The 18,014-nt window shown below is 57.0% G+C and carries 21 protein-coding genes and 1 tRNA gene; 7 read left to right on the forward strand and 15 right to left on the reverse strand.

Annotated elements, in window-relative coordinates; translation table 11 throughout:
* Positions 1 to 521 precede the first annotated feature (521 nt).
* Positions 522 to 683 (forward strand): hypothetical protein, encoded by a 162-nt coding sequence (locus ACR0MM_RS02900; RefSeq protein WP_480694289.1) that lies wholly within the window; start codon positions 522 to 524, stop codon positions 681 to 683.
* Positions 684 to 738: 55 nt separating this feature from the next.
* Positions 739 to 864 (forward strand): hypothetical protein, encoded by a 126-nt coding sequence (locus ACR0MM_RS02905; protein WP_480694291.1) that lies wholly within the window; start codon positions 739 to 741, stop codon positions 862 to 864.
* Between the two features lie 1,182 nt (positions 865 to 2,046).
* On the opposite strand, the gene ACR0MM_RS02910 is transcribed toward ACR0MM_RS02905, so the two are convergent.
* The 3 genes from ACR0MM_RS02910 to ACR0MM_RS02920 form a co-directional block, all read right to left on the reverse strand.
* The gene (locus tag ACR0MM_RS02910; protein ID WP_480694293.1) at positions 2,047 to 2,568 is read right to left on the reverse strand and encodes a hypothetical protein; all 522 of its coding nucleotides are present in this window, start codon (positions 2,566 to 2,568) and stop codon (positions 2,047 to 2,049) included.
* Positions 2,569 to 2,934: 366 nt separating this feature from the next.
* Positions 2,935 to 3,423 (reverse strand): hypothetical protein, encoded by a 489-nt coding sequence (locus tag ACR0MM_RS02915; RefSeq protein ID WP_480694295.1) that lies wholly within the window; start codon positions 3,421 to 3,423, stop codon positions 2,935 to 2,937.
* Positions 3,424 to 3,535: 112 nt separating this feature from the next.
* On the reverse strand, positions 3,536 to 3,898 hold the full coding sequence (locus ACR0MM_RS02920) for a hypothetical protein (protein WP_480694297.1): 363 nt from the start codon (positions 3,896 to 3,898) through the stop codon (positions 3,536 to 3,538).
* A gap of 184 nt (positions 3,899 to 4,082) precedes the next feature.
* On the opposite strand from ACR0MM_RS02920, the gene ACR0MM_RS02925 reads away from it, so the two are divergent.
* Together ACR0MM_RS02925 and ACR0MM_RS02930 are read left to right on the forward strand one after the other, a co-directional pair.
* Positions 4,083 to 4,688 (forward strand): thermonuclease family protein, encoded by a 606-nt coding sequence (locus ACR0MM_RS02925; protein ID WP_480694299.1) that lies wholly within the window; start codon positions 4,083 to 4,085, stop codon positions 4,686 to 4,688.
* A 173-nt stretch (positions 4,689 to 4,861) separates the two neighbouring features.
* Positions 4,862 to 5,398, forward strand: coding sequence for an SH3 domain-containing protein (locus ACR0MM_RS02930; protein ID WP_480694301.1), 537 nt, complete (start codon positions 4,862 to 4,864; stop codon positions 5,396 to 5,398).
* A 304-nt stretch (positions 5,399 to 5,702) separates the two neighbouring features.
* Here ACR0MM_RS02930 and ACR0MM_RS02935 read toward each other — a convergent pair whose 3' ends face one another.
* Both ACR0MM_RS02935 and ACR0MM_RS02940 read right to left on the reverse strand, forming a co-directional pair.
* A complete protein-coding gene (locus ACR0MM_RS02935; protein ID WP_480694303.1) occupies positions 5,703 to 6,017 on the reverse strand; it encodes a hypothetical protein in 315 nt (104 codons plus the stop codon).
* A 37-nt stretch (positions 6,018 to 6,054) separates the two neighbouring features.
* Positions 6,055 to 6,543 carry a hypothetical protein gene (locus ACR0MM_RS02940; RefSeq protein ID WP_480694305.1) on the reverse strand — a complete coding sequence of 163 codons (489 nt, stop codon included), beginning with the start codon at positions 6,541 to 6,543 and terminating at the stop codon, positions 6,055 to 6,057.
* Between the two features lie 174 nt (positions 6,544 to 6,717).
* On the opposite strand from ACR0MM_RS02940, the gene ACR0MM_RS02945 reads away from it, so the two are divergent.
* Positions 6,718 to 6,870, forward strand: a complete 153-nt coding sequence (locus ACR0MM_RS02945; protein WP_480694307.1) for a hypothetical protein — start codon at positions 6,718 to 6,720, stop codon at positions 6,868 to 6,870.
* A gap of 180 nt (positions 6,871 to 7,050) precedes the next feature.
* Here ACR0MM_RS02945 and ACR0MM_RS02950 read toward each other — a convergent pair whose 3' ends face one another.
* The 10 genes from ACR0MM_RS02950 to ACR0MM_RS02995 form a co-directional block, all read right to left on the reverse strand.
* Complete coding sequence (locus ACR0MM_RS02950) at positions 7,051 to 10,494, reverse strand: hypothetical protein (protein ID WP_480694309.1); 3,444 nt, start codon at positions 10,492 to 10,494, stop codon at positions 7,051 to 7,053.
* Between the two features lie 138 nt (positions 10,495 to 10,632).
* The gene (locus tag ACR0MM_RS02955; RefSeq protein WP_480694311.1) at positions 10,633 to 10,905 is read right to left on the reverse strand and encodes a hypothetical protein; all 273 of its coding nucleotides are present in this window, start codon (positions 10,903 to 10,905) and stop codon (positions 10,633 to 10,635) included.
* A 79-nt stretch (positions 10,906 to 10,984) separates the two neighbouring features.
* On the reverse strand, positions 10,985 to 11,383 hold the full coding sequence (locus ACR0MM_RS02960) for a hypothetical protein (protein WP_480694313.1): 399 nt from the start codon (positions 11,381 to 11,383) through the stop codon (positions 10,985 to 10,987).
* Between the two features lie 64 nt (positions 11,384 to 11,447).
* Entirely contained in the window at positions 11,448 to 11,753 is a 306-nt protein-coding gene (locus ACR0MM_RS02965; protein WP_480694315.1) for a hypothetical protein, read from the reverse strand.
* Positions 11,754 to 11,837: 84 nt separating this feature from the next.
* A complete protein-coding gene (locus ACR0MM_RS02970) occupies positions 11,838 to 12,257 on the reverse strand; it encodes a hypothetical protein (RefSeq protein WP_480694317.1) in 420 nt (139 codons plus the stop codon).
* Positions 12,258 to 12,262: 5 nt separating this feature from the next.
* On the reverse strand, positions 12,263 to 13,318 hold the full coding sequence (locus ACR0MM_RS02975; protein WP_480694319.1) for a tyrosine-type recombinase/integrase: 1,056 nt from the start codon (positions 13,316 to 13,318) through the stop codon (positions 12,263 to 12,265).
* A gap of 460 nt (positions 13,319 to 13,778) precedes the next feature.
* A tRNA-Gly gene (locus tag ACR0MM_RS02980) sits at positions 13,779 to 13,852 on the reverse strand.
* A 109-nt stretch (positions 13,853 to 13,961) separates the two neighbouring features.
* Positions 13,962 to 15,026: a methyltetrahydrofolate cobalamin methyltransferase gene (locus ACR0MM_RS02985; protein WP_480694321.1), complete on the reverse strand. Its 1,065-nt coding sequence runs from the start codon at positions 15,024 to 15,026 to the stop codon at positions 13,962 to 13,964.
* A 9-nt stretch (positions 15,027 to 15,035) separates the two neighbouring features.
* Positions 15,036 to 15,962: a methylenetetrahydrofolate reductase gene (locus ACR0MM_RS02990; protein WP_480694323.1), complete on the reverse strand. Its 927-nt coding sequence runs from the start codon at positions 15,960 to 15,962 to the stop codon at positions 15,036 to 15,038.
* A 26-nt stretch (positions 15,963 to 15,988) separates the two neighbouring features.
* Positions 15,989 to 16,285, reverse strand: coding sequence for a virulence factor (locus tag ACR0MM_RS02995; protein ID WP_093962131.1), 297 nt, complete (start codon positions 16,283 to 16,285; stop codon positions 15,989 to 15,991).
* Between the two features lie 237 nt (positions 16,286 to 16,522).
* Between ACR0MM_RS02995 and ACR0MM_RS03000 the strand changes: the two genes are divergently transcribed.
* The gene (locus tag ACR0MM_RS03000) at positions 16,523 to 17,635 is read left to right on the forward strand and encodes a Ppx/GppA phosphatase family protein (RefSeq protein WP_170363420.1); all 1,113 of its coding nucleotides are present in this window, start codon (positions 16,523 to 16,525) and stop codon (positions 17,633 to 17,635) included.
* Complete coding sequence (locus ACR0MM_RS03005; RefSeq protein WP_480694325.1) at positions 17,607 to 17,987, forward strand: hypothetical protein; 381 nt, start codon at positions 17,607 to 17,609, stop codon at positions 17,985 to 17,987. Before ACR0MM_RS03000 ends, ACR0MM_RS03005 begins: the two co-directional genes overlap by 29 nt.
* Positions 17,988 to 18,014: the final 27 nt, after the last annotated feature.

The following is an 18,014-nucleotide window of genomic DNA, read 5'->3' on the forward strand; positions in this document are numbered from 1 at the left end:
CGAAATGGTCCGAGTCCAGCTCAGCTTTGGAGCTTCAAGCGGGCCAATATCAAAGTGCTTGGAGCGGGTAGCGGGAATCGAACCCGCGCGTTCAGCTTGGGAAGCTGACTACACACGCAGTGGTTCGTCTTGCTTTATTGGTCCGTCGGTCCATTTGTTCAAAAACTTGTTCAGAATTGACCGAACTGAACTGAACCGAAAAAAGCACCTGCCAGATACCTGGTACACGTCGCGTATATACAAAAGCTATGTATTGAAAAACACAAGTCGGATTAGGTTAAGCCATAAGTCGATTTAGGTTAAAACTCACATCAACCAAGTTGGGGACGGTGATGAGTATGTCGGCACCAATGCCGCGTCCGTGGTGGTGAGGCGCGCGATTTGGATACACGATCGCCCGAAGGCCTTGGCACTAGTGGATGCCCGACTGACCTATCCGGGCAGCACCGTGAAGGATTGGGGCATGATCGCCAATTAACGACTGGACGCGTTTGTCGCCCACCCGGCTGGCAATGATTTGGATGCACTGGCCGAGAAAATGGGGCGTCACTGGGGCCGAACTGCAGCTACGGTACAAAGCGGCCCTAAAGCGCGCCAAGACCGAGGCGAAAAAGCAGTTGGACGATGACGACCGCGAACGGATGCAGCCTGAAGGCCAGCACCCCGCCATGACGGCATTCTGAACGGTGCGTTGGGTGACCCATCGCGGCGGCGCAGACCTACGCGGACATTCAACGAATGCGTGACGCTTTGTCGGATCGTACGTTCTCGATCTTGCGGGCGCAGGCTGACAATCCAGACAGTCACGTCACCGAAACCGAGGCAAAGGCGGCATACGAAGCGGGCCAAAACGGTCTGTATTGACCATGGCGGGATTTGCACTGTCCATCCGCACGAAGGTCTGACATGGGCGACAAGCAAGCAGCACGAAGGCAAGGGCAACAAGGGCAATTCCCCTTGCAGCTACTTCATCCCAAAATGATCATATTCACGAGCCGCATAGGCCACAGCCGTGGTCGGTCCCGCCTGCGGCTTGTGGGTCAGCACCTGACCGATACGGGCCGTTGATGTCGGGTGTGGGCCTCTCAGTGGGGCGTTCGGGGTGCAGTATCGGCCGCAAGATGGGTGACACGGGCTAGTTTGGCGGTGCCCCACGTGAACCAATGTCAACAAAAAATACTTCAGAAAAACGGAATTTTTTATGTTTCAACCATGCGTCGGACGGTTCAGACTAATGGGCATGAGCATGACAGCTCTAAACCTGATCGATGTCCTAACCATAGTCGGAACGGTCGCATCGGTGGCAGGTCTGGTCGTCGCACTGAGAAATTTTCACCAAAAGTAACAGTGCAACGACCCAAACCTAGAAAGCAGTCTAGCAGACGGGCACTGGAAACAGTGTCCGTCACGACTCACAGTAATCACTATTTTTTTGGCGCATCAAGGTTAATGCGCGACGCCCGTTGACAAGCGCTGGAACAAAAGTAGAACACATGCTATGAGGAGATGGCCCCGTACAATTCCCTATGACTTGCGATGCAGGCTCGAATCTTTGCACGAGTATCGAAGTGCGCCATCGATCCAGACCCAATGGGGTGAAGTGCTGGAATGGCTGGAGAAACATGGTGTAGAACCACCCACCCATGCACTACCAACTGAACCTGAGTTAAAAGGTCCGATCGATCCAAGCTAGGCTGCCGGATGGTCTGGCGCGTCCCCCAAGGCCAACAATAAAAGGATAGCTAAAAGGGGTGATCCAACAAGACCTATCAGAAACCAGATCAACCCCGATCTGTTGCGATCACCTGCCATTGTGATCGGCAGTATGTAGAGCCAAATTACAAGGAACCCTGCAAGGATAACGAATAAGAAACCAAAAATACTGTCCATCTGATCTTGGCCTTTCGCTGTATGGCATTGCAAATGTTTGGGCCGATGGCCGTCAAAGTGTTAGCAGTGTTGATCCGGAAGAAAGCCAAACAGCGCGGTTAAGTAAAGACCCTTGTTTATCGACGTGTATCGGCCGCGTCTTTAAGGGTTTCTCATCTAGACGGTGGGATGCCAAAGGTCCTTCTCGACAAGCATTTGACCACTGTGTGAAGCCAATTCACCCTCGAGGAATTTCAAGCGTTGCCAAGTGTAGCCATCCTCAATGTCGATGTGACCACAAAAATCATCTATCGAATTTACGAAGTGCATCGCTTCAGTTAGGCTGCCAAAGTACTGAATATTAGTGCCTTCATCGTCGAACCATTGGGCAACGAACAGCTTTTGCTGCCTGCCTTTTTGTTGTTCCTGCCGCCGGTGCCATCCACAAATCTCGGCGAAAACCTCGGATTTATCTGCTTCGGCCCAAATCGCGACAGCCTTTTTGGCGTTCTCAGTTTGCCCAAGTGGTGTATGGTTTTTGTACTTTTCACAGTATTTATCCCCCACTTCTGGTCCAAACCACCAGGCTGCTTGCTCAGCAGCAGTTTCCGGCAGATTTCTAAGTGCCATGAATGCTGCGACTGTATGTCGAAATGTATACCTGGTTTTTGTTGTCAACTTGGTCTCAGGAAGTTCCAATTCTCAATCTCCTTGGCAGCATTTCGTTTTGTGCAAGCTTAAAACAGTTGTTGGGTACGGCTCGTCATATGCGACGAAAATGATCGAGCCAGTTTTGACTTCCACGGAAAAAATACGGACGGTTTCGTCCGTAATTCATTGATGAATCCGGCCGCTGCGCTTCGCTCAGCCACCGAGCATGTTATCGGCAAAACCACGGCTCTACACAGTATTGTCCATTTTCCATAGATCACTGTCACGCGGATATTGCAGGCTGTCTTTAGCCCGGGGCGTAGCCATCACTGTGTCCATCAGCATATCCAAGTCTGTCGTAACATGCCGAAAGAACCAAAAGGGACAATAAGGAAGTTATAAAATGTACATTTCTCAACGACTTGCCCCAGCACTTTCGTAAACGGCTTCGACAACTAAGCCCAATTCTTTACAAGCCTCAAAATCACCCATGATCAGGGGATCATTTCCCATGGCCTGACCGCTGGAGGCATAATTCTGTTCCATGCGATCGGCATAGAAGTCAGCCATGCGATCGGCTTCTTTCATTGCCTGCTTTGCCCGCGTTTCAATATCGCCGACCGGGTATCCATTTTCTTTGGCATGGCTCATTCGAAAGAGCGAGGCGACCACCAAATTCCGAGAGTACCCGTCTTGAAATCCGGTCAAAAGTTCCTCTCCAAAGTTTGCGCCGCCATACCTAATCGCTCCGCTATAAAGCCCCGCGCAGCGCACAAATGGATAGCCTACTTCAACTTGATCAGGGGGCCTTTGCATCAACCGAGAAAGTGGTTCCAACTGGGATTGCGCAGTCGCTGCACTCGCAACTAACGCCCCGGAAACTACCAAGTAGAGTAATCTCATTCTAACACCTCAATTTGTTTGAGCGGACATTTGTTGAAGGGTTGAAATCAAGTTCAAACGCCAACCAATTTCAGTCCGTTTTTCCAGAAGAGCGGACGAACGAACGGGTTGCTTAACCCCACGCCACAGCTGCGGGAGACGTACCGCATGCTTCAAGGCGACCAGCCAAAGCGATTAGCTTTCCTTTTGTCGCTGCAATTTCGCCTTCCAAGTCGGCACCAGAAAGGCTTGAGACCGGCACGCCAATCAAGAAAACGCCCAACGCATCGCCCGTTACGGCATTTTTCTGTGCGGCTACCAATGTTGGAACTTTTGCCGACTCCTGTTTGTACAGGTTTGCGGCGCGGGAACACGACACTTCACTGTAAGTGTCGCCCATGGAAACTGGAGTTATTGACCCCGGCTGTTGGGCGCAGGCAGATGTAAACAGAGTCCCACACACTCCCAAAACTGGAATTGTCTTCTTGATCTTCATCGCTTAGTTCTCCTTTCCTTCAAATCAGAGCTAGGAAGAGAACCCAAAACTTGCTTGCGAATTTCTGCCAAAAAAACCGAGAGTTAACGGAATTTGACTTAGCTCCAAAAAAACATGCGGATTTCGTTATGTATACTACCAGGTGATGGCATTTTTCAGATGAACAAGAAGCCGAGAAACCGTTTTGCCCGATTTTGAGAACCCCGCCCTGATTTTTGCGGCTGTCATCAGTCTCATTCTGGTCATTTCGCTGATCGGCTCTGCCCGTCACTTTTTTTCTGCCCGCCGTTATACGGGTAACGTCATTCCGTTACGCAGAAGATCGCGCCTTAAGTTGCCGCGTTCACTGACACCAAGCCGGTCGGTTGTAGTCTGGATGGCCGCTCTAACCGGTGTCGCGGTCTTTCTGACTAGCTTTGGTCCAGACCAAACAGACCGGCGCACAGTGGAAGGTATCGCCAAAGTCCGAGACGTGGACACGATCGTCGTTCAGGGCGTTCCAGTGAGGTTGAACGGCATAGATGGGCCTGAGTTAAGCACTAGCGCAGGGTTGGCTGCTAAGCAGTGGATGGCGGACCACTTGCGCGGCCAGACGGTCACCTGCGAATTGAACGGCGAACGAACCTACGACCGCTGGGTGGGGGTTTGCTTTGTGGACGGTGAGGACATCGGCGCGGACGCAATCGCTGCCGGACATGCATTGGACTGCCGCCGTTATTCAGGTGGCCGATACCGCCGTTTGGAAACGCCGGAAGCGAGGGCGAGGATTGTTCGAGCTGGGTATTGTTAATACTCAGCCTAGCTTGGCCTCGACTATTCAACTCTACGCCCCTGCCATATTAGAATGGCGTTAGATAGTGTTAAGCCTAGCACACCTGCTAGGTTCGCGAGACTAGGCTCAACAGAAGATTTGGTGGAGAAAAAATCAAACACCTTACTTTGATACTTATTGCAATAGGCGTTATGGCTTGGCTGGTAGGGTCAATTGAGCCTCCAACACCGCCGCCACAAAAGCCTGCGGTTATTCAAGAAATTGACACAGCGGTTTATTTGTACGTAACCGGCGATCGGGTTAACCAACGCGAAGGTCCTGGTACGACGCACAAAAAACTGGGTCAATTGCTGCGAGGCGCACGCGTTCGCCACGTTTCCAATATAAGCGGTTGGACTGAAATTGTGTCGTCGCTCGGAAGGGGTTGGATGTCCTCCAAATATTTAGCTTCGACCAAGCCTCCGATCGAAAAACTTGAGCCAAAAGCAAAGAGTAGAAAAATCGCGCCGCCGACGAGTAGAGAAATCCAAGCTGCTCGGAAAGCTATTATTCGTCAGAGTATCGCTGCATACCCCGGCTCTTGTCCTTGCCCTTACAACACAGATCGCGCAGGGCGGCGTTGCGGGAAGCGAAGCGCATGGTCCAAGCCAGGTGGATACAACCCCATTTGCTATGACAGCGACATCACAGATCAAAGGCTTAAAGCGTTCCTTGCACGGCAGAGGTAAGCTGCAGACTTACGTATGCCAAATATCTTGCATAATGGTAAAAAATTAGGGGACGGACAAAACTGGGACGCCCTTACCCAACGCTTCATCAGTGCCATACAGCAATTGATCTAGCCTCCCAGTTCGATCAGCTCAGGTAGCCGACAGCACTAGTCAGTTGCACGGCCGCTTAAGAGTTTAGAACAAGTGTTTTCACAAAGTGGAAAAAGGGGAGCCGTTCCCGATTTCTCCTTTTGGCGGCTCACAATCCTTTTGCGCGTTGTCCAGCATTGCCAGTCCGCGTCGGTCCCATTCAGCATTTGTGTCATACCACCCCATACTTTTCGGGCGTTGCTGGCCAGTTCTGTGGATCGGTCTTGATCAACCTGATCACACCGGCCAACCCGGTCGGCCAATCGTGGTGGACGTGGTAGCTGTTAATCTGACCCAACGTGTGCAAAGCGGCGTGAACCTTTTCAGCAGTTCTTTGGTTGCCGTGACTGCCCATCAAAAACGCTAGGTCCATTCGTTTCTCATCCACAAAGGCCCGAAGGTTATCGCGAAGCCAAAGTACATAGACGATCCGGTGAAGCGGATCGTTCGGCCATTCGAGCGGCTTGCCACCGTTGGCGCGAACCATTTCGGTCTCGGTGATGTCCGATGGCAGTTGAACCACATTACCCCCCGTTGATCGCTTCGCTCAGGAAGTCTTCGAAGCTGGTGACGTTGTCAGGTTCGTCTGTAGGTGTGTCGCGGGTTGTTACCGACGATGCCGCCAAGGCGATGCCATCCTTGGTACGCAGTCCCAGATCGCGGGCCAGTGCCTGCATCTGCCGGGACAACTCCTGCTGGTGTGTGTGGAACGGGCTGCGGCCTGACGATCCGTTCACGTGCGTCACAGTGGCGGGTGTCATCATGCACAGGATGCGATTGTCGGCCATCTGCTGAGTTACAAACGCCAGCTCAAGGATCATATTCAAATCGGCTTCGGTCCAGCGGTCGGGCGCGGATCGATAGAGGTTCACGAACGTGCGCTTACCCAGATCGTTCAACATTTCCAATCCGGCCACATCCGGCACGGCCACGCTGGCGGGTTCATCGGCCTGTGTGGCCCGTCGCAGGCCGGTCAGGCTGTCTTTGCGTGTATCGTGCTGTTTCCGGGGCATTCGTGCACATCCTGTCTGATTGCGCGTAAATCGTCCTGAATCTATGTGTTCTGACGGTAGTACTGTGGCGTCAAATGAACATTTGTTGCAACATTTTTGCGTGAAGGGGGGGCAAATCTGAAATTAGGACGCGAAATTGAGTTGGGGGCGCGGTGCTGGCTTTGGCGTTTGGTCTTGCTCACTCCCTCCCCACGCTTTGTCAGCGACGGCACCAACACGTCACGAACAGCAACGACATCGGAACGTGATCGCAACGACATCGTTGTCATGCGTGAAGAAGTGGTGGTGGTGATGGTGGTGGTGGTGGTGGTGGTGTCGACGTCATAGGGTGACTGTCTCGACGCTGATGGTGATGGCACTGATCGCGGCGCTCAAGTCGGTGTCGGTACTACTGCTGCTGGTGGTGCCCAGACTAGGCGGGGGGCGGTTGCTGGTACCAGTCTCGGCCCGACCCACCAACCCGTTACCCCAACAGATATAGACGGTTCGTTATGTTTGTTGGTGTGGTCAACCAACAGATATAGACGGTTGGTTATTGATGGTGAGTACAGTGAATTCAACTGTCTTTCCGACAACAGCTTCAACAGTTGTGCGGGCTTTGGTGTAATCGCTGGCGACGATTGCTTCAACAGCGTACGCGTACGCTTCGTCACGCTTGTAACGTACTTTCACGAAACTTGCGTCACGATGTATTAAGGATTCTTTAAATACATGATGACGCAAGTTTACAGCGTTGGTGACGCTAATTTCATCCAGATCGCGACGTGCGGTCGCTTCACTGGCCCAAATGTCCGGAAACACACGCACAGCTTCACGACCAGACAACGGAACGAAGCGGTGTTTGTATATCGCTCTTTCTATACGGCTCATCCCTGCCAAGTAATCATGCGATGATTTTATCTGATCGACGGTCGCATCAATCACCACTGGCGACAAAAGATGTACTTCTTTCGCTATAGGATTATGGATCAAACGCAAGCGATCCAGCGTCTGTTCGATTTCTTTCTCGCGCATCTGTTCCAGCACGCGTTGTGCCCAGCCATCCGGATGGACCTTGACCGCCAGCGGGTACGGTAAGCCGTTTCTCATCCGAATGCCCCGCCACTGATCTACGAACTGAGACCTAGTCAACAGCACGCCCGCCCGCACCGCGTAGGCCGCCGCGATTTCTTCCACGTCCATGATCTTGGGTTGGTTGCGTCCGATCACGATACCCAAAGGGTAGTCTTCCCATTTGTTCAGGCCCCGGATCGCGTTGAAGTGGCCGAAACGCTCACTGTCATCCAGACCCAAGGGGCTGCGGGCGTTCATGTAGCTGAACACGGCAGCGTTCGGGTACTGGTTGTGGATCACGTTTTGCAGTTTGCCTTGCAGCACATGCGTCCGTTCAAGCCACTCACCATCACGACGTTCGCCCGTAACGGCAGATTTGCTGAAGGTCTGATCGACCACCTGCGTGATGATAGCATTGCGCTCGACCGGGTGGTGGTTGATTTCCATTTGTCCGAACAGCACCGTCATCAACTCGGGATCGCCGGTACCGTCCAGATGCAGAAAGGGTCGGTTGCGGCCGTTGACCAGTTCCCGCAGGGCAACCGTCTGGTAGTGCCATACACCCTGTCCGTCGACCGTAAAACGGACCGTGGTCGGCTGGTCGTGCGCAAGATCAATCTCATCGGCCAACGCCCGAAAGAGCATCCGCAACTGCCGGATCGGTCGGGGCGGTTTGCTCAGAACGTCATCAAGGACCGACATCGCCCCCGACAGTCTCACCAGATCGCGGCACAACCGCATCAGCGCGTGCGGCTCGAAATGGTCCAGACCGGCCAGCGCGGTTTCGATATGGGACCGAGTCCAGCCGTAGGCCCGCAGTGCCGCCAAGATCGCAAAGGGGTAGTTGTAGGCGATGAACCGCAGGGTTTGCATCAGCGGCGCGATGTAGTCCGCGTGCACCGCCAGTGCTTCGTCCCGACCTTCTGCGTTCCCATCGTATTGCAGGCCGAACTGAAGGGCTTCGACCGGGATCGAAGACGTATGTTTCCCAAAGTCGCGCGGCCGCTCATCGAAGACCACGACATCGGGCTTGTGATTGTTTGGCAGCGGTAACCACGCCCAGTCGTGCGGGGCGAAGATCACCTGAACGTTTTCCAGATCGGCGGCCTGTCTCAGATAGGCGCACGACCCCGAGTGCGGGCACTTTTCGCACAGGGCCGCTTGGACGCTCAGACCGTGATTGATGACCTTCTTTGCCCGACCGGACATGCGGCACATTTTGATGCGCTTGTCGCCGGCGTCGGGATCATTCGCATCGCGACCCCGCATGACAAGGCTGGTACCATTGAAGCGCATTGTGGCCTCAGTGGCCATTTCGTGGTCGGGCATGAGTACCAAAGCGGTGATATCGGGGTTCGCTTCCAGGGCGGCCAGCAGGTCGGCAGTTTTTCCGACACCCTGCGCCCCGGTCAGCATCGTGCGTGCCAACGGCAGGTCGCTGGTCATGTGCATTCGTGGCGTATAAGTCAGCCCGAACTGTGCCATTATTTCGCCAAGGCGACATGCACGCAGGTATTCATCTTCTTCGACCGCGTAAGACTCTCTGACTGCGCGGGCCGCCCGAACGTCGTTGGCCGCGCGTTCCATCCAGTGCCGGACCGTCTGACCATGGGCGGCAATCGCCTGATCACGTGGTGCCACCGGCGCAGGGAAGTGGGGCAGTATGGCGGGTGGTGGTGGTGTCTCATATCGCGCAAAGCGGTAGACCGTCTTGATGCCGTGCGCATGGCTGATCAGGACGGGACGGTCGTTCGGGTGCATCGGTCTCGGCTTCAGAAAGAACGTCGCCTTGTCGTCACCATATTCGACGCCTTCAACGGGATCGGGCACGGACTTGCGATGCCATTCGTCGGGATGGTCCAAGATGTCGCCAACCCGCACGTACGACCCGTCTTTCACTGGTACCTGGAAATTGTCATCCAGTACCGCCCCCCGCATCATCTGCAACACGATCTTGCGGGCTTGGTTCTTGGATATGTTCGAACGCTTTGCCACGCGGTCGGCCCGAGTGTCGACATACTCGGCTTCTATGCGGGCCAGTTCGGGCCGCATTGCCTCGGTCGCCTGTGACACCAGCAGATCGGCTTGTGCCTGTTCCTGCGGCGTCATCTTTAGCCCGGTCAGAAACAGCCCGTCCGAATGCTGCGTCACGGTCGGGCATCTGGTCAGACCTTGACCCAGCATCGGCGCGGCTTCGAAGATCAGTCGTTCCGGACTGGCAACGGATGTATCGATAATGGATCGAACAAGCGCGCCGCCACTTTTGCTGGCCTTGATCCAGCCCAGCCCGTGCAACCAAGCGCGTCGACCCAAGGTCTTGATCGTCTCGCGGATGGTCGCACCGGACCGCATCTGAACATAGACGTGCAGGCCGTCTGACCGGGTCAGGGTACCATCCGGCATCACGATGCCGGCGCTGCTGCTGGCCCGCACGACGACGCGCGCCGTGTCCAGTTCCGGCCAGATCAGCCGCATGGCCTGCCACGGTCCGCCCATGGCCGCGATGCGCTGCCGGATCGCCTCGGGCATCTGGTCGGTGTCGTAGTCGATGAGCAACCAAGCCGGTTCATCCGGTGGAAAATGGAAATGCCGCAGGCTTCGACTGATCATCCCGGCCCGTTCCGATCCGACCGTGGTGATATCGGACACAGACGACCCGTTTTTCATCACCCCGATGCTGATCGCCTGATTGGGGCGCAGGCCGTCCAGTATCCCGGCCAGATCGGCTGGTGTTTGCGCCGGGACGTGGTCGGCTCTGCCAAAAGACATATTGGCAACGGGCGTCTTGATCAGTTGACCGGTCGGACTGAGGGTGAATTGCTTGCACAGCAGCCCGTGCCCGGTCGTAAAAACCGTCACGGCACTTGCCGTTGCGGTTTGGTCAAGGGTAGGATGCATGTGTCATGGCCTTTCTATTGGTACGACAGGGTCAAGTCAGTTCAGTCCCCCCCGGCCCGTAACAGGCCGGGGGGTTTTCCGTTTCCGCAACACCGTCGGCCATGACGACACCGGTTGTTACATGCGGGAACGGTATTCTTACGCCGCCACCCCCGGCACATCCGCCAGCAGTCGAGCAACCAGCAGCACCGCCAGAGCGCGCGCACCGTCCCGTGTCGGGGCACCCTCGGCCAGCTTTCGGCCGGTCGGTACCAGATGGGACGATTGACCAGGTAACTGCACCAGTTCTTCAACTTCACACTTCCAGCTTATGTCGCGCGGGTGAGACTCCCAGACCCGCACCCGCGCACGTCGACCTGCGTAACCTTCTTCGCGACCATTGACCCATTCGATTGTTTTGGTATTACTCATATCCATTCCTGACATTGGGGGAACTGGCACGTTGACCCCGGTTGAGATCGCCCCGGCCCGCACAGGTCGGGGCGTTTGCTTATGCGGCTGTGGTGGACCAGTCGCGGCGCGGGTAAAACAACATCACGAACGACCACGGACCGGGGCATGTTTCGTAATCCTTGGTCATCACCGCATCGGTCATGTACGCCCAAAATTCGGGTCCAGCTTCCCAGCAGACGCCCCAAGCGGTTGGGTCTTCGGTCATGTCGGTCCGTTCGCCCGGTTCCCAGATCGCCAGTTCGATGTCGGGGTCTTGGTCAAACCACGTGTCATCGGGCTTGGCTTCTTCGATCAGTTTGACCAAAGCGGCGTGAAAGGCGCGGGCGGCAGCTTCGGGGCTGTCATGGTCCTTTACGTTAAAATCGATGGCGCGTTCAGCGGTGGTGTCTACAGGGCGTCTATTTTTCATAACGCTGTCGCCGTAACGAATTTTCATGTGTCAGTTCTCCGGCCACAGTTATCCCGTCCCCCCGGCTGGGCCAGCACCGGGCGGGGATTGATCAGGCGGCCACCCGTTCTTTCGACGCCAGCCACGCCATGAACTTTTCGGTGGAAACAAACTGACGAGGTCCAACGGTCGAGATCGGTGGAAACGTCTTATCTTCACCCACCAGATTGAAAACGGTCGTGCGACCCAGACCCAGAACGGTCTGAATATCGCCGGGATAAGTCATCATCGGCTTGTTGAGGATCGACACAATCGCATCGTTGACGGCAATCGTGCCTTGCAGCTTGTGCGACTCTGCCTGCACTGCCTGCTTCACAGCTTCGGTTAGCTGCTTGGTGAGAATTTCAGGATCAAACATTGTTTGGCACCCCTTAAAAGTTGCGGTGCCTATCTATTGATCACAAAAAATCCCGCGATGCCAAAGGCTATCACGGGACTAATTTTACAAAATTTCAGAAGGTATGTGTTTTTCCAGTGTTCGTTCCGACCGGGACGCGATCCCATGCCCCTCTAGGATGGCGTTCACACGGTCTTTCAGCACCCGTGATGCGTTCGCCTTGGACCGCAGCTTTTTGCCGTTCTCCGCAGCCGCCTGACGGATCGCCATCGCCACGGCCTCGGACTCGTCGGTCCAACGTGCCGCACCACCCTTTGCGGCCAGTTCTGCCTTCTGTGCGCGTCTGTGTGTGCGTTCGGCATATTGCAGTATCGAAGCCGTTTCAGCACCGGTCAGGTCCATACGATCCGACATGGAAAGATCGGCAAAGGTATCGACCAACAACCGCAGTTCGTTGGGGCGATCTTTGAACCGGGCGATCACTTCATCCGGCAGGTCTAGCTCAACGCCGGTATTGCCACGCACGACAGTCACATCAGCACCGCTTCCAAAGCCCCGAAGGCTTCGGCCTGCATTTCGGCCAGCACGTGACCATAGGTCCGCTCGACCATTTCGACGCTGGTGCCGCAGTGTTTCGCCAGAGGAAAGACCGGCACACCGGCATAGATCGCACTGGTGATGAAACCATGGCGCAGCGCATAGGGTGTGGCGTCCAGTTCCAGCCCGTCCCAGCGGTTCTTGATCATGTCGGGCGTGAAGGGTCGTCCGTCGGCTTCCAGCAGGTGCGTATAAGCGCCTGCTGCACGCGCAGCAAAGAACGCCGCGACACCGGGCGTCAACGTGATGTGTCTGGTGCCAGTCTTGCCGGTCAGCGTCAGGGTGTTGCCCCGCAGGTCAGACACCTGAGCATTGCGCATTTCACCCGGTCGCGCCCCGGTCAGCCAGAGTGCTTTGACCAGATCGTGAAAGTCGGGATCGGTGTTCGACAGTTGGGCAAGGATTGCATCGACATCTTTCCGGGTGAGGATCGCGGCCGGTGCCGCCTTCGGCTCCTTCAGCTTCTTCAGCCGCTGCCAGTCGCCATCCACGCCATGGGCATTCAATGCAGCCTTGAGGGTGCCGACGGCCTTGTTGACGGTGGCGATGCCCCTGCCCGGCCCGACCAGTCCGTCGCGCCAAGTGTTCAGCGTGGCCAGCCGTACATCCGCGATCCGTTTGTCACGCAGATCGCCCATCAGCTTCAGGTGGCTTCGGATCGTGGCCATGGGTCGCGTGCCCTTGGTCAGCGCGCTTGACGCCTCATAGGCATCCAGAGCGTCACCAATGGTCGCCAGTTCGCCGGGCGTGTCGTTGGCCGGGGTGTTGTCCATCTTGCGGACCAGATCGGCCACCTGATCGAACGTCATCGCGTCGACCGGCCCGAGTGCCTTGTCGGGCCGTCCCGGTACGCGCGCGCCCCACGTGCAGCCCCGCTTGCCGACCCGCATAAGGACATATCGTTTGCTGCCGAGCGGATGGGCGTAATAGCTGGTGCGGGGCTTGAGTGCCGCGCGCTTGGTCGGGTCGGACAGGTCTACTCGGGGCATGGATACGTGCTAATCAGTGCGCCAAGCAAGACTGCGCCCACTGGTTGCTCGCCGACTTCTGGATTAGCCTCTACAAAGGGTCGTAGGATAGAGATTGTGTATTCTTGGTTCAAATCGGGGTTATTGGGTTCACAGAACGACCTGTCATGTCCGCCGCTCGCCCTGAAAACCTCTGCCCACAAAAGGCCAGTGTGAATGCCGTGCAAGTAGATTGACGCAGTGTTGCTCTCTAATGATTGGCTTCCGTCAATGAGATTGAGAACTTCACTCGCGGACGGTTCAGAAAAAGCAGGTGACACAAAAACCAACTGTGCAATCGCTGTGGTCAGTAGACGGTTCATTTGGCTTGGCCCCACTTGTTCAAAACTTGTTCAAATTTGTTCTTGAACGCAAATATGGGGTCATGCAAGCCGCTTTGATCCGAACTGAACTAAGATCTTTGTTTTTATGGGGAAATTTTTGGAGCGGGTAGCGGGAATCGAACCCGCGCGTTCAGCTTGGGAAGCTGACAGGCTACCATTACATCATACCCGCCGCTCGGTGCTGAATATCACCCGTCCTTCGCAGAGTTCAAGATGCTTCGATCAGCGCGGCAAACAAAAAGGCCGGGCAGATTGCCCGGCCCGTTGACAAAGCAGCCTGCTCAGGCCCGGCGACGTCGAGCACCGCCCCGGCGGCCACGTGCGCTCTCGCCTTCGGCGCCTGCAGCATCGGCCGGTTTGTTGAACTTGATCCACTCGCCGCCATGCGGGTCGTTATTGGTCAGCAGGTTGGCGGCGCGGATGGCCTCCATTTCCTTGCCGGCGCGCGGCTTGGTCGAGCCCAGACCGAACATCTGAACGAAGGTTTCATCATCCATGCCCTCGGGCAGGATGATGCCCGCCGCCGCGACCTCGGCCTTTTTCTCGGCGATCTTCTTCTGCGTCACCGGAAGCGCCACCGGATTCATGATGGCCGAGGTCATGCCCGCGCCCATCGCCATCGGCAGGAAGGCGTTGTTGATGCCGTGACGGTTCGGCAGACCGAACGAGATGTTCGACGCACCGCAGGTGGTGTTCACACCCAGCTCCTCGCGCAGGCGGCGCACAAGGGCAAAGACCTGCTGGCCGGCGGTAGCCATCGCGCCAATCGGCATCACCAGCGGGTCCACAACGATGTCGTGGGCCGGAATGCCATAGTCGGCGGCGCGCTGGACGATCTTCTTGGCCACCTCAAAACGCACGTCGGGGTCTTCGGAAATGCCCGTGTCGTCGTTCGAAATAGCAACGACCGGCACGTTGTATTTCTTGACCAGCGGCAGCACCAGTTCCAGGCGGTCCTCCTCACCGGTGACCGAGTTCAGCAGCGGGCGGCCTTCGGCAGCCTCGAGCCCGGCCTCCAACGCGCCCGGAACCGAGCTGTCGATGCACAGCGGCACGTCGACCAGACCCTGCACCAGCTCGACGATCTGTCGCATCAGCGGCGGTTCGGTCTCGTTCGGGTTGGGGTTCGAGTTGTAAACCACGCCTGCGTTGATATCGAGCACGGTCGCCCCGGCCGCGACCTGTGCCAGCGCGTCCTTCTCGACGGTCGAGAAATCACCCGCTTCCAGCTCGGCGGCCAGCTTTTTGCGGCCGGTGGGGTTGATCCGTTCGCCGATCACGCAGAACGGCTGATCGAAGCCGATGATCGCGGTTTTGGTCTTTGATTCTACGACTGTACGGGTCATGTCCGGTCCTTAGGAGTTTGCAGGCTTCGCCGAGGCGCCGCCGTTTTCGATGGCCCAGTTGGCATTGGTCTTGATGCCGCCAAGCGGGAAGAAGTGCACGTTGGTGATGTTGAAGTCGGGGTTGGCCGCCTTGTGCTGGGCCAATTCGGTAATCACGTCGGTCGGCTCGTAGGGCAGCAGCAGCTTGGACACGTCCATGGCGCGCTTCTGCAGCACCTTCAGTGATGGGCCCACACCGCAGGCGATCGCGAATTTGATCAGGGTCTGCAGCTTGGCCGGACCGGCGATGCCGATATGGATCGGCAGGTCGATCCCCGCCGCCTTCAGGCCGTCGGCCCATGCGATGATCGGCTTGGCGTCAAAGGCAAACTGGGTGGCCAGCGCCATTTCGGCGTCGGTGGTTTCGCTGAATTTCTGCTTCCAGCGCAATGCCTCGTCCACGTTTTTGGTCGAACCGTCCGGGTCGATATCCTTGTTGCCCTCGGGGTGGCCTGCGACGTGCAGACGCTTGAAGCCCGCCTTGTCGAACAGACCCGTTTCCAGCAACTGCATCGAGCTGTCGAACTGGCCATGCGGCTTGTCCACGCCCCCGGCCAGCAGCAAGGCCTGCTCGACACCCGCCTCGCCCTGATACATGGCGATCCAGTTCTCCAGCGTCGCCGCGTCCTTGATGATCCGCGCCGGGAAATGCGGCATGACAGGATATCCCTCGGCCGCAATCCGCTTGGCGGTCTTGACCATGTCCTCGATGGGTGTGCCCTCGATATGGGCGATGTACACGCGCGTGCCTTCGGGCAGCAGGTCGCGGAAATCCTCGACCTTCTCGGCGGTGCGCGGCATGACTTCGATCGAATAACCCTGCAAGAAGGCTTCGACGGTCGGGTTCACCGGGGCCTTATCGGCCGCATCACGTTTCTTGAAGTTCAGCAAAGCCATTGCGGCCTCCCATAAAGATCTGGGGCTCATGCCCAACCGTCATTTGCGATCAGGGCCTTGATGCGGTCCTGATCGTATTCCGTTTCCAGGCGTAGCGCTTCAGCCTCGGCGATCTCGGTCGGGTCACCCTCAACCTCGAACGGCTCGGCTTTGCGCCACTCGGCCAGATAGGCATCACTGTCCTTGGCGTTCACCTTCATGGCGGCGCGGTCGATGGCTTGCTCGAACCGCACATCCAACTGTCGCTTTGCGCCACGGCGGCCCTTGCCCACGATGACCTGAGCGGGGATGTCGCGCCAGTAAACGATGGTGACGTCAGGCATTGCTCTTGATTCCTCCTAACCAGATGGTCCGGTTCTAAACGGCTATGTGGGGCCGGGTCGGTCGGATTTCGACACCCGGGGCTTTTACAGCGACGTTTTGCAGTTCGGGATACAGGCCCTGTACCGGTTTCTCCAGTCTCGGGGTCCATCAAAATCCTCATGACTTTAATGAGCGTCTTGCACGACGCGCGCCCGCGACCTAAGGTCGGGGTAACTCGAAAATCGGAGGGCGTGACGATGGCGCCCAAGCGTCCCAAAGGTGCGGGCGCGTTCCCGAAGGTGGTCGAAAGCCCCGCGCCGGCAAGACCCGATCCAGATGCCCTGTATGCCGCGCTGGATTTGGGGACAAACAGTTGTCGCATGCTGATCGCCCAGCCCAAGGGCAGCGGCTTTCATGTGGTCGACAGCTTCTCGAAGTCCGTGCAGCTTGGTGCCGGGCTTGAAAGGACCGGACGGCTGTCGCGGTCTTCGATGGCGCGCACCATCCAAGCCCTTAGGATCTGCCAGCAAAAGCTGAAACGCAACAAGGTCAAGCGTATGCGGCTTGTGGCGACCGAAGCCTGCCGCCGCGCCCGAAACTCACGCGACTTCATACGTCAGGTGAAGCGTGAGACCGGCCTGACCCTTGAAATCATCCAACCCGAGGAAGAAGCCCGTCTGGCGGTCATTTCCTGTGCTCCGCTGGTCAGCACCAAGACCGAGCAGTTGCTGGTCGTCGATATCGGCGGCGGCTCGACCGAGCTGGTCTGGATCGACCTGTCCTCGGTTCCGCGACGCGACCGTTCAACGGCGATCATGCGGCTGCACAACGGGTTTCACACGGTCGACAGTCCCTTTCCCGCCGCCAAGGTGGTGGACTGGATCAGCGTTCCACTGGGCGTCGCCACACTGCGCGATCAGTTCCACGATGTCGAAGACGATGCTGCCCGCTTTGCCCTGATGAGTTGGTTTTTTGAAGAAAACCTCGCCGATTTTGCGCCCTATAAGGACGAACAGGCCCGCGAGGGGTTTCAGATCGTTGGCACAAGCGGCACCGTCACAACGGTCGCTGCCTCTCATCTGGGCCTGAAACGCTATGACCGGACCAAGGTGGACGGCCTGCGCATGACCAGCGATCAGATTGACAAGGTCATTCGCGGCTATCTGGAGCTTGGCCCTCAAGGCCGCCGTCGCGATCCGCGCATCGGCGAGGACCGGCAGGCCCTGATCATGTCCGGATCTGCTATCTTGCAAGCGCTGTTGCGCTGCTGGCCGACCGACCGCCTATCGGTGGCGGACCGTGGGCTGCGCGAGGGTTTGCTTTATGCACAGATGAGCGCCGATGGCGTCCTGGAAGACGGGCCGTTTTGAGAAAGCTCTGCGCTGCATGCCGCTTGCGACCATAGCGATCGCCTACCGGGTTTCGACGGCCGCAACCACGATCTGTGCGCTTGAGGCTGCCGGGTTCAAGGTATTCAGCCCGGGTTTTCATATCGCCAACACCGTTCCGCATCATGCTTTGGCGATTGGCGGCATTGGGATCGCCGTGCCAGCGGTCGACTCGGCAGAGGCACTAGAACTGCTGCACAGTTTTTCGGCGTCACCGCCGATATCTGGCGGCCTCGGCGGGAAGGTCTTGAACGGTCTGGGATGGGCGGTATTTGGTGTTTCTGCGCCTTGGCCCGATCTGCTATTGAGGGAGCGGTCGATATCATCGGCTTGATGCCACATGAACAAGCGGGTAAAGGCC

This window comes from Ruegeria sp. BC6, assembly GCF_056539185.1.

Excerpts from the sequence above, each read along its gene's own strand:
- ACR0MM_RS02920 (WP_480694297.1), bottom strand. The coding sequence starts at position 3,898 with ATGAAGATCAAGAAGACAATTCCAGTTTTGGGAGTGTGTGGGACTCTG.
- ACR0MM_RS02950 (WP_480694309.1), bottom strand. The coding sequence starts at position 10,494 with ATGCATCCTACCCTTGACCAAACCGCAACGGCAAGTGCCGTGACGGTT.
- ACR0MM_RS02990 (WP_480694323.1), bottom strand. The coding sequence starts at position 15,962 with ATGGCTTTGCTGAACTTCAAGAAACGTGATGCGGCCGATAAGGCCCCG.
- ACR0MM_RS02995 (WP_093962131.1), bottom strand. The coding sequence starts at position 16,285 with ATGCCTGACGTCACCATCGTTTACTGGCGCGACATCCCCGCTCAGGTC.
- ACR0MM_RS02915 (WP_480694295.1), bottom strand. The coding sequence starts at position 3,423 with ATGAGATTACTCTACTTGGTAGTTTCCGGGGCGTTAGTTGCGAGTGCA.
- ACR0MM_RS02935 (WP_480694303.1), bottom strand. The coding sequence starts at position 6,017 with ATGGTTCGCGCCAACGGTGGCAAGCCGCTCGAATGGCCGAACGATCCG.
- ACR0MM_RS03000 (WP_170363420.1), top strand. The coding sequence starts at position 16,523 with ATGGCGCCCAAGCGTCCCAAAGGTGCGGGCGCGTTCCCGAAGGTGGTC.
- ACR0MM_RS02940 (WP_480694305.1), bottom strand. The coding sequence starts at position 6,543 with ATGCCCCGGAAACAGCACGATACACGCAAAGACAGCCTGACCGGCCTG.
- ACR0MM_RS02905 (WP_480694291.1), top strand. The coding sequence starts at position 739 with ATGCGTGACGCTTTGTCGGATCGTACGTTCTCGATCTTGCGGGCGCAG.
- ACR0MM_RS02985 (WP_480694321.1), bottom strand. The coding sequence starts at position 15,026 with ATGACCCGTACAGTCGTAGAATCAAAGACCAAAACCGCGATCATCGGC.
- ACR0MM_RS02930 (WP_480694301.1), top strand. The coding sequence starts at position 4,862 with ATGGCTTGGCTGGTAGGGTCAATTGAGCCTCCAACACCGCCGCCACAA.
- ACR0MM_RS02960 (WP_480694313.1), bottom strand. The coding sequence starts at position 11,383 with ATGAAAATTCGTTACGGCGACAGCGTTATGAAAAATAGACGCCCTGTA.
- ACR0MM_RS02975 (WP_480694319.1), bottom strand. The coding sequence starts at position 13,318 with ATGCCCCGAGTAGACCTGTCCGACCCGACCAAGCGCGCGGCACTCAAG.
- ACR0MM_RS02965 (WP_480694315.1), bottom strand. The coding sequence starts at position 11,753 with ATGTTTGATCCTGAAATTCTCACCAAGCAGCTAACCGAAGCTGTGAAG.
- ACR0MM_RS02900 (WP_480694289.1), top strand. The coding sequence starts at position 522 with ATGCACTGGCCGAGAAAATGGGGCGTCACTGGGGCCGAACTGCAGCTA.
- ACR0MM_RS02955 (WP_480694311.1), bottom strand. The coding sequence starts at position 10,905 with ATGAGTAATACCAAAACAATCGAATGGGTCAATGGTCGCGAAGAAGGT.
- ACR0MM_RS03005 (WP_480694325.1), top strand. The coding sequence starts at position 17,607 with ATGGCGTCCTGGAAGACGGGCCGTTTTGAGAAAGCTCTGCGCTGCATG.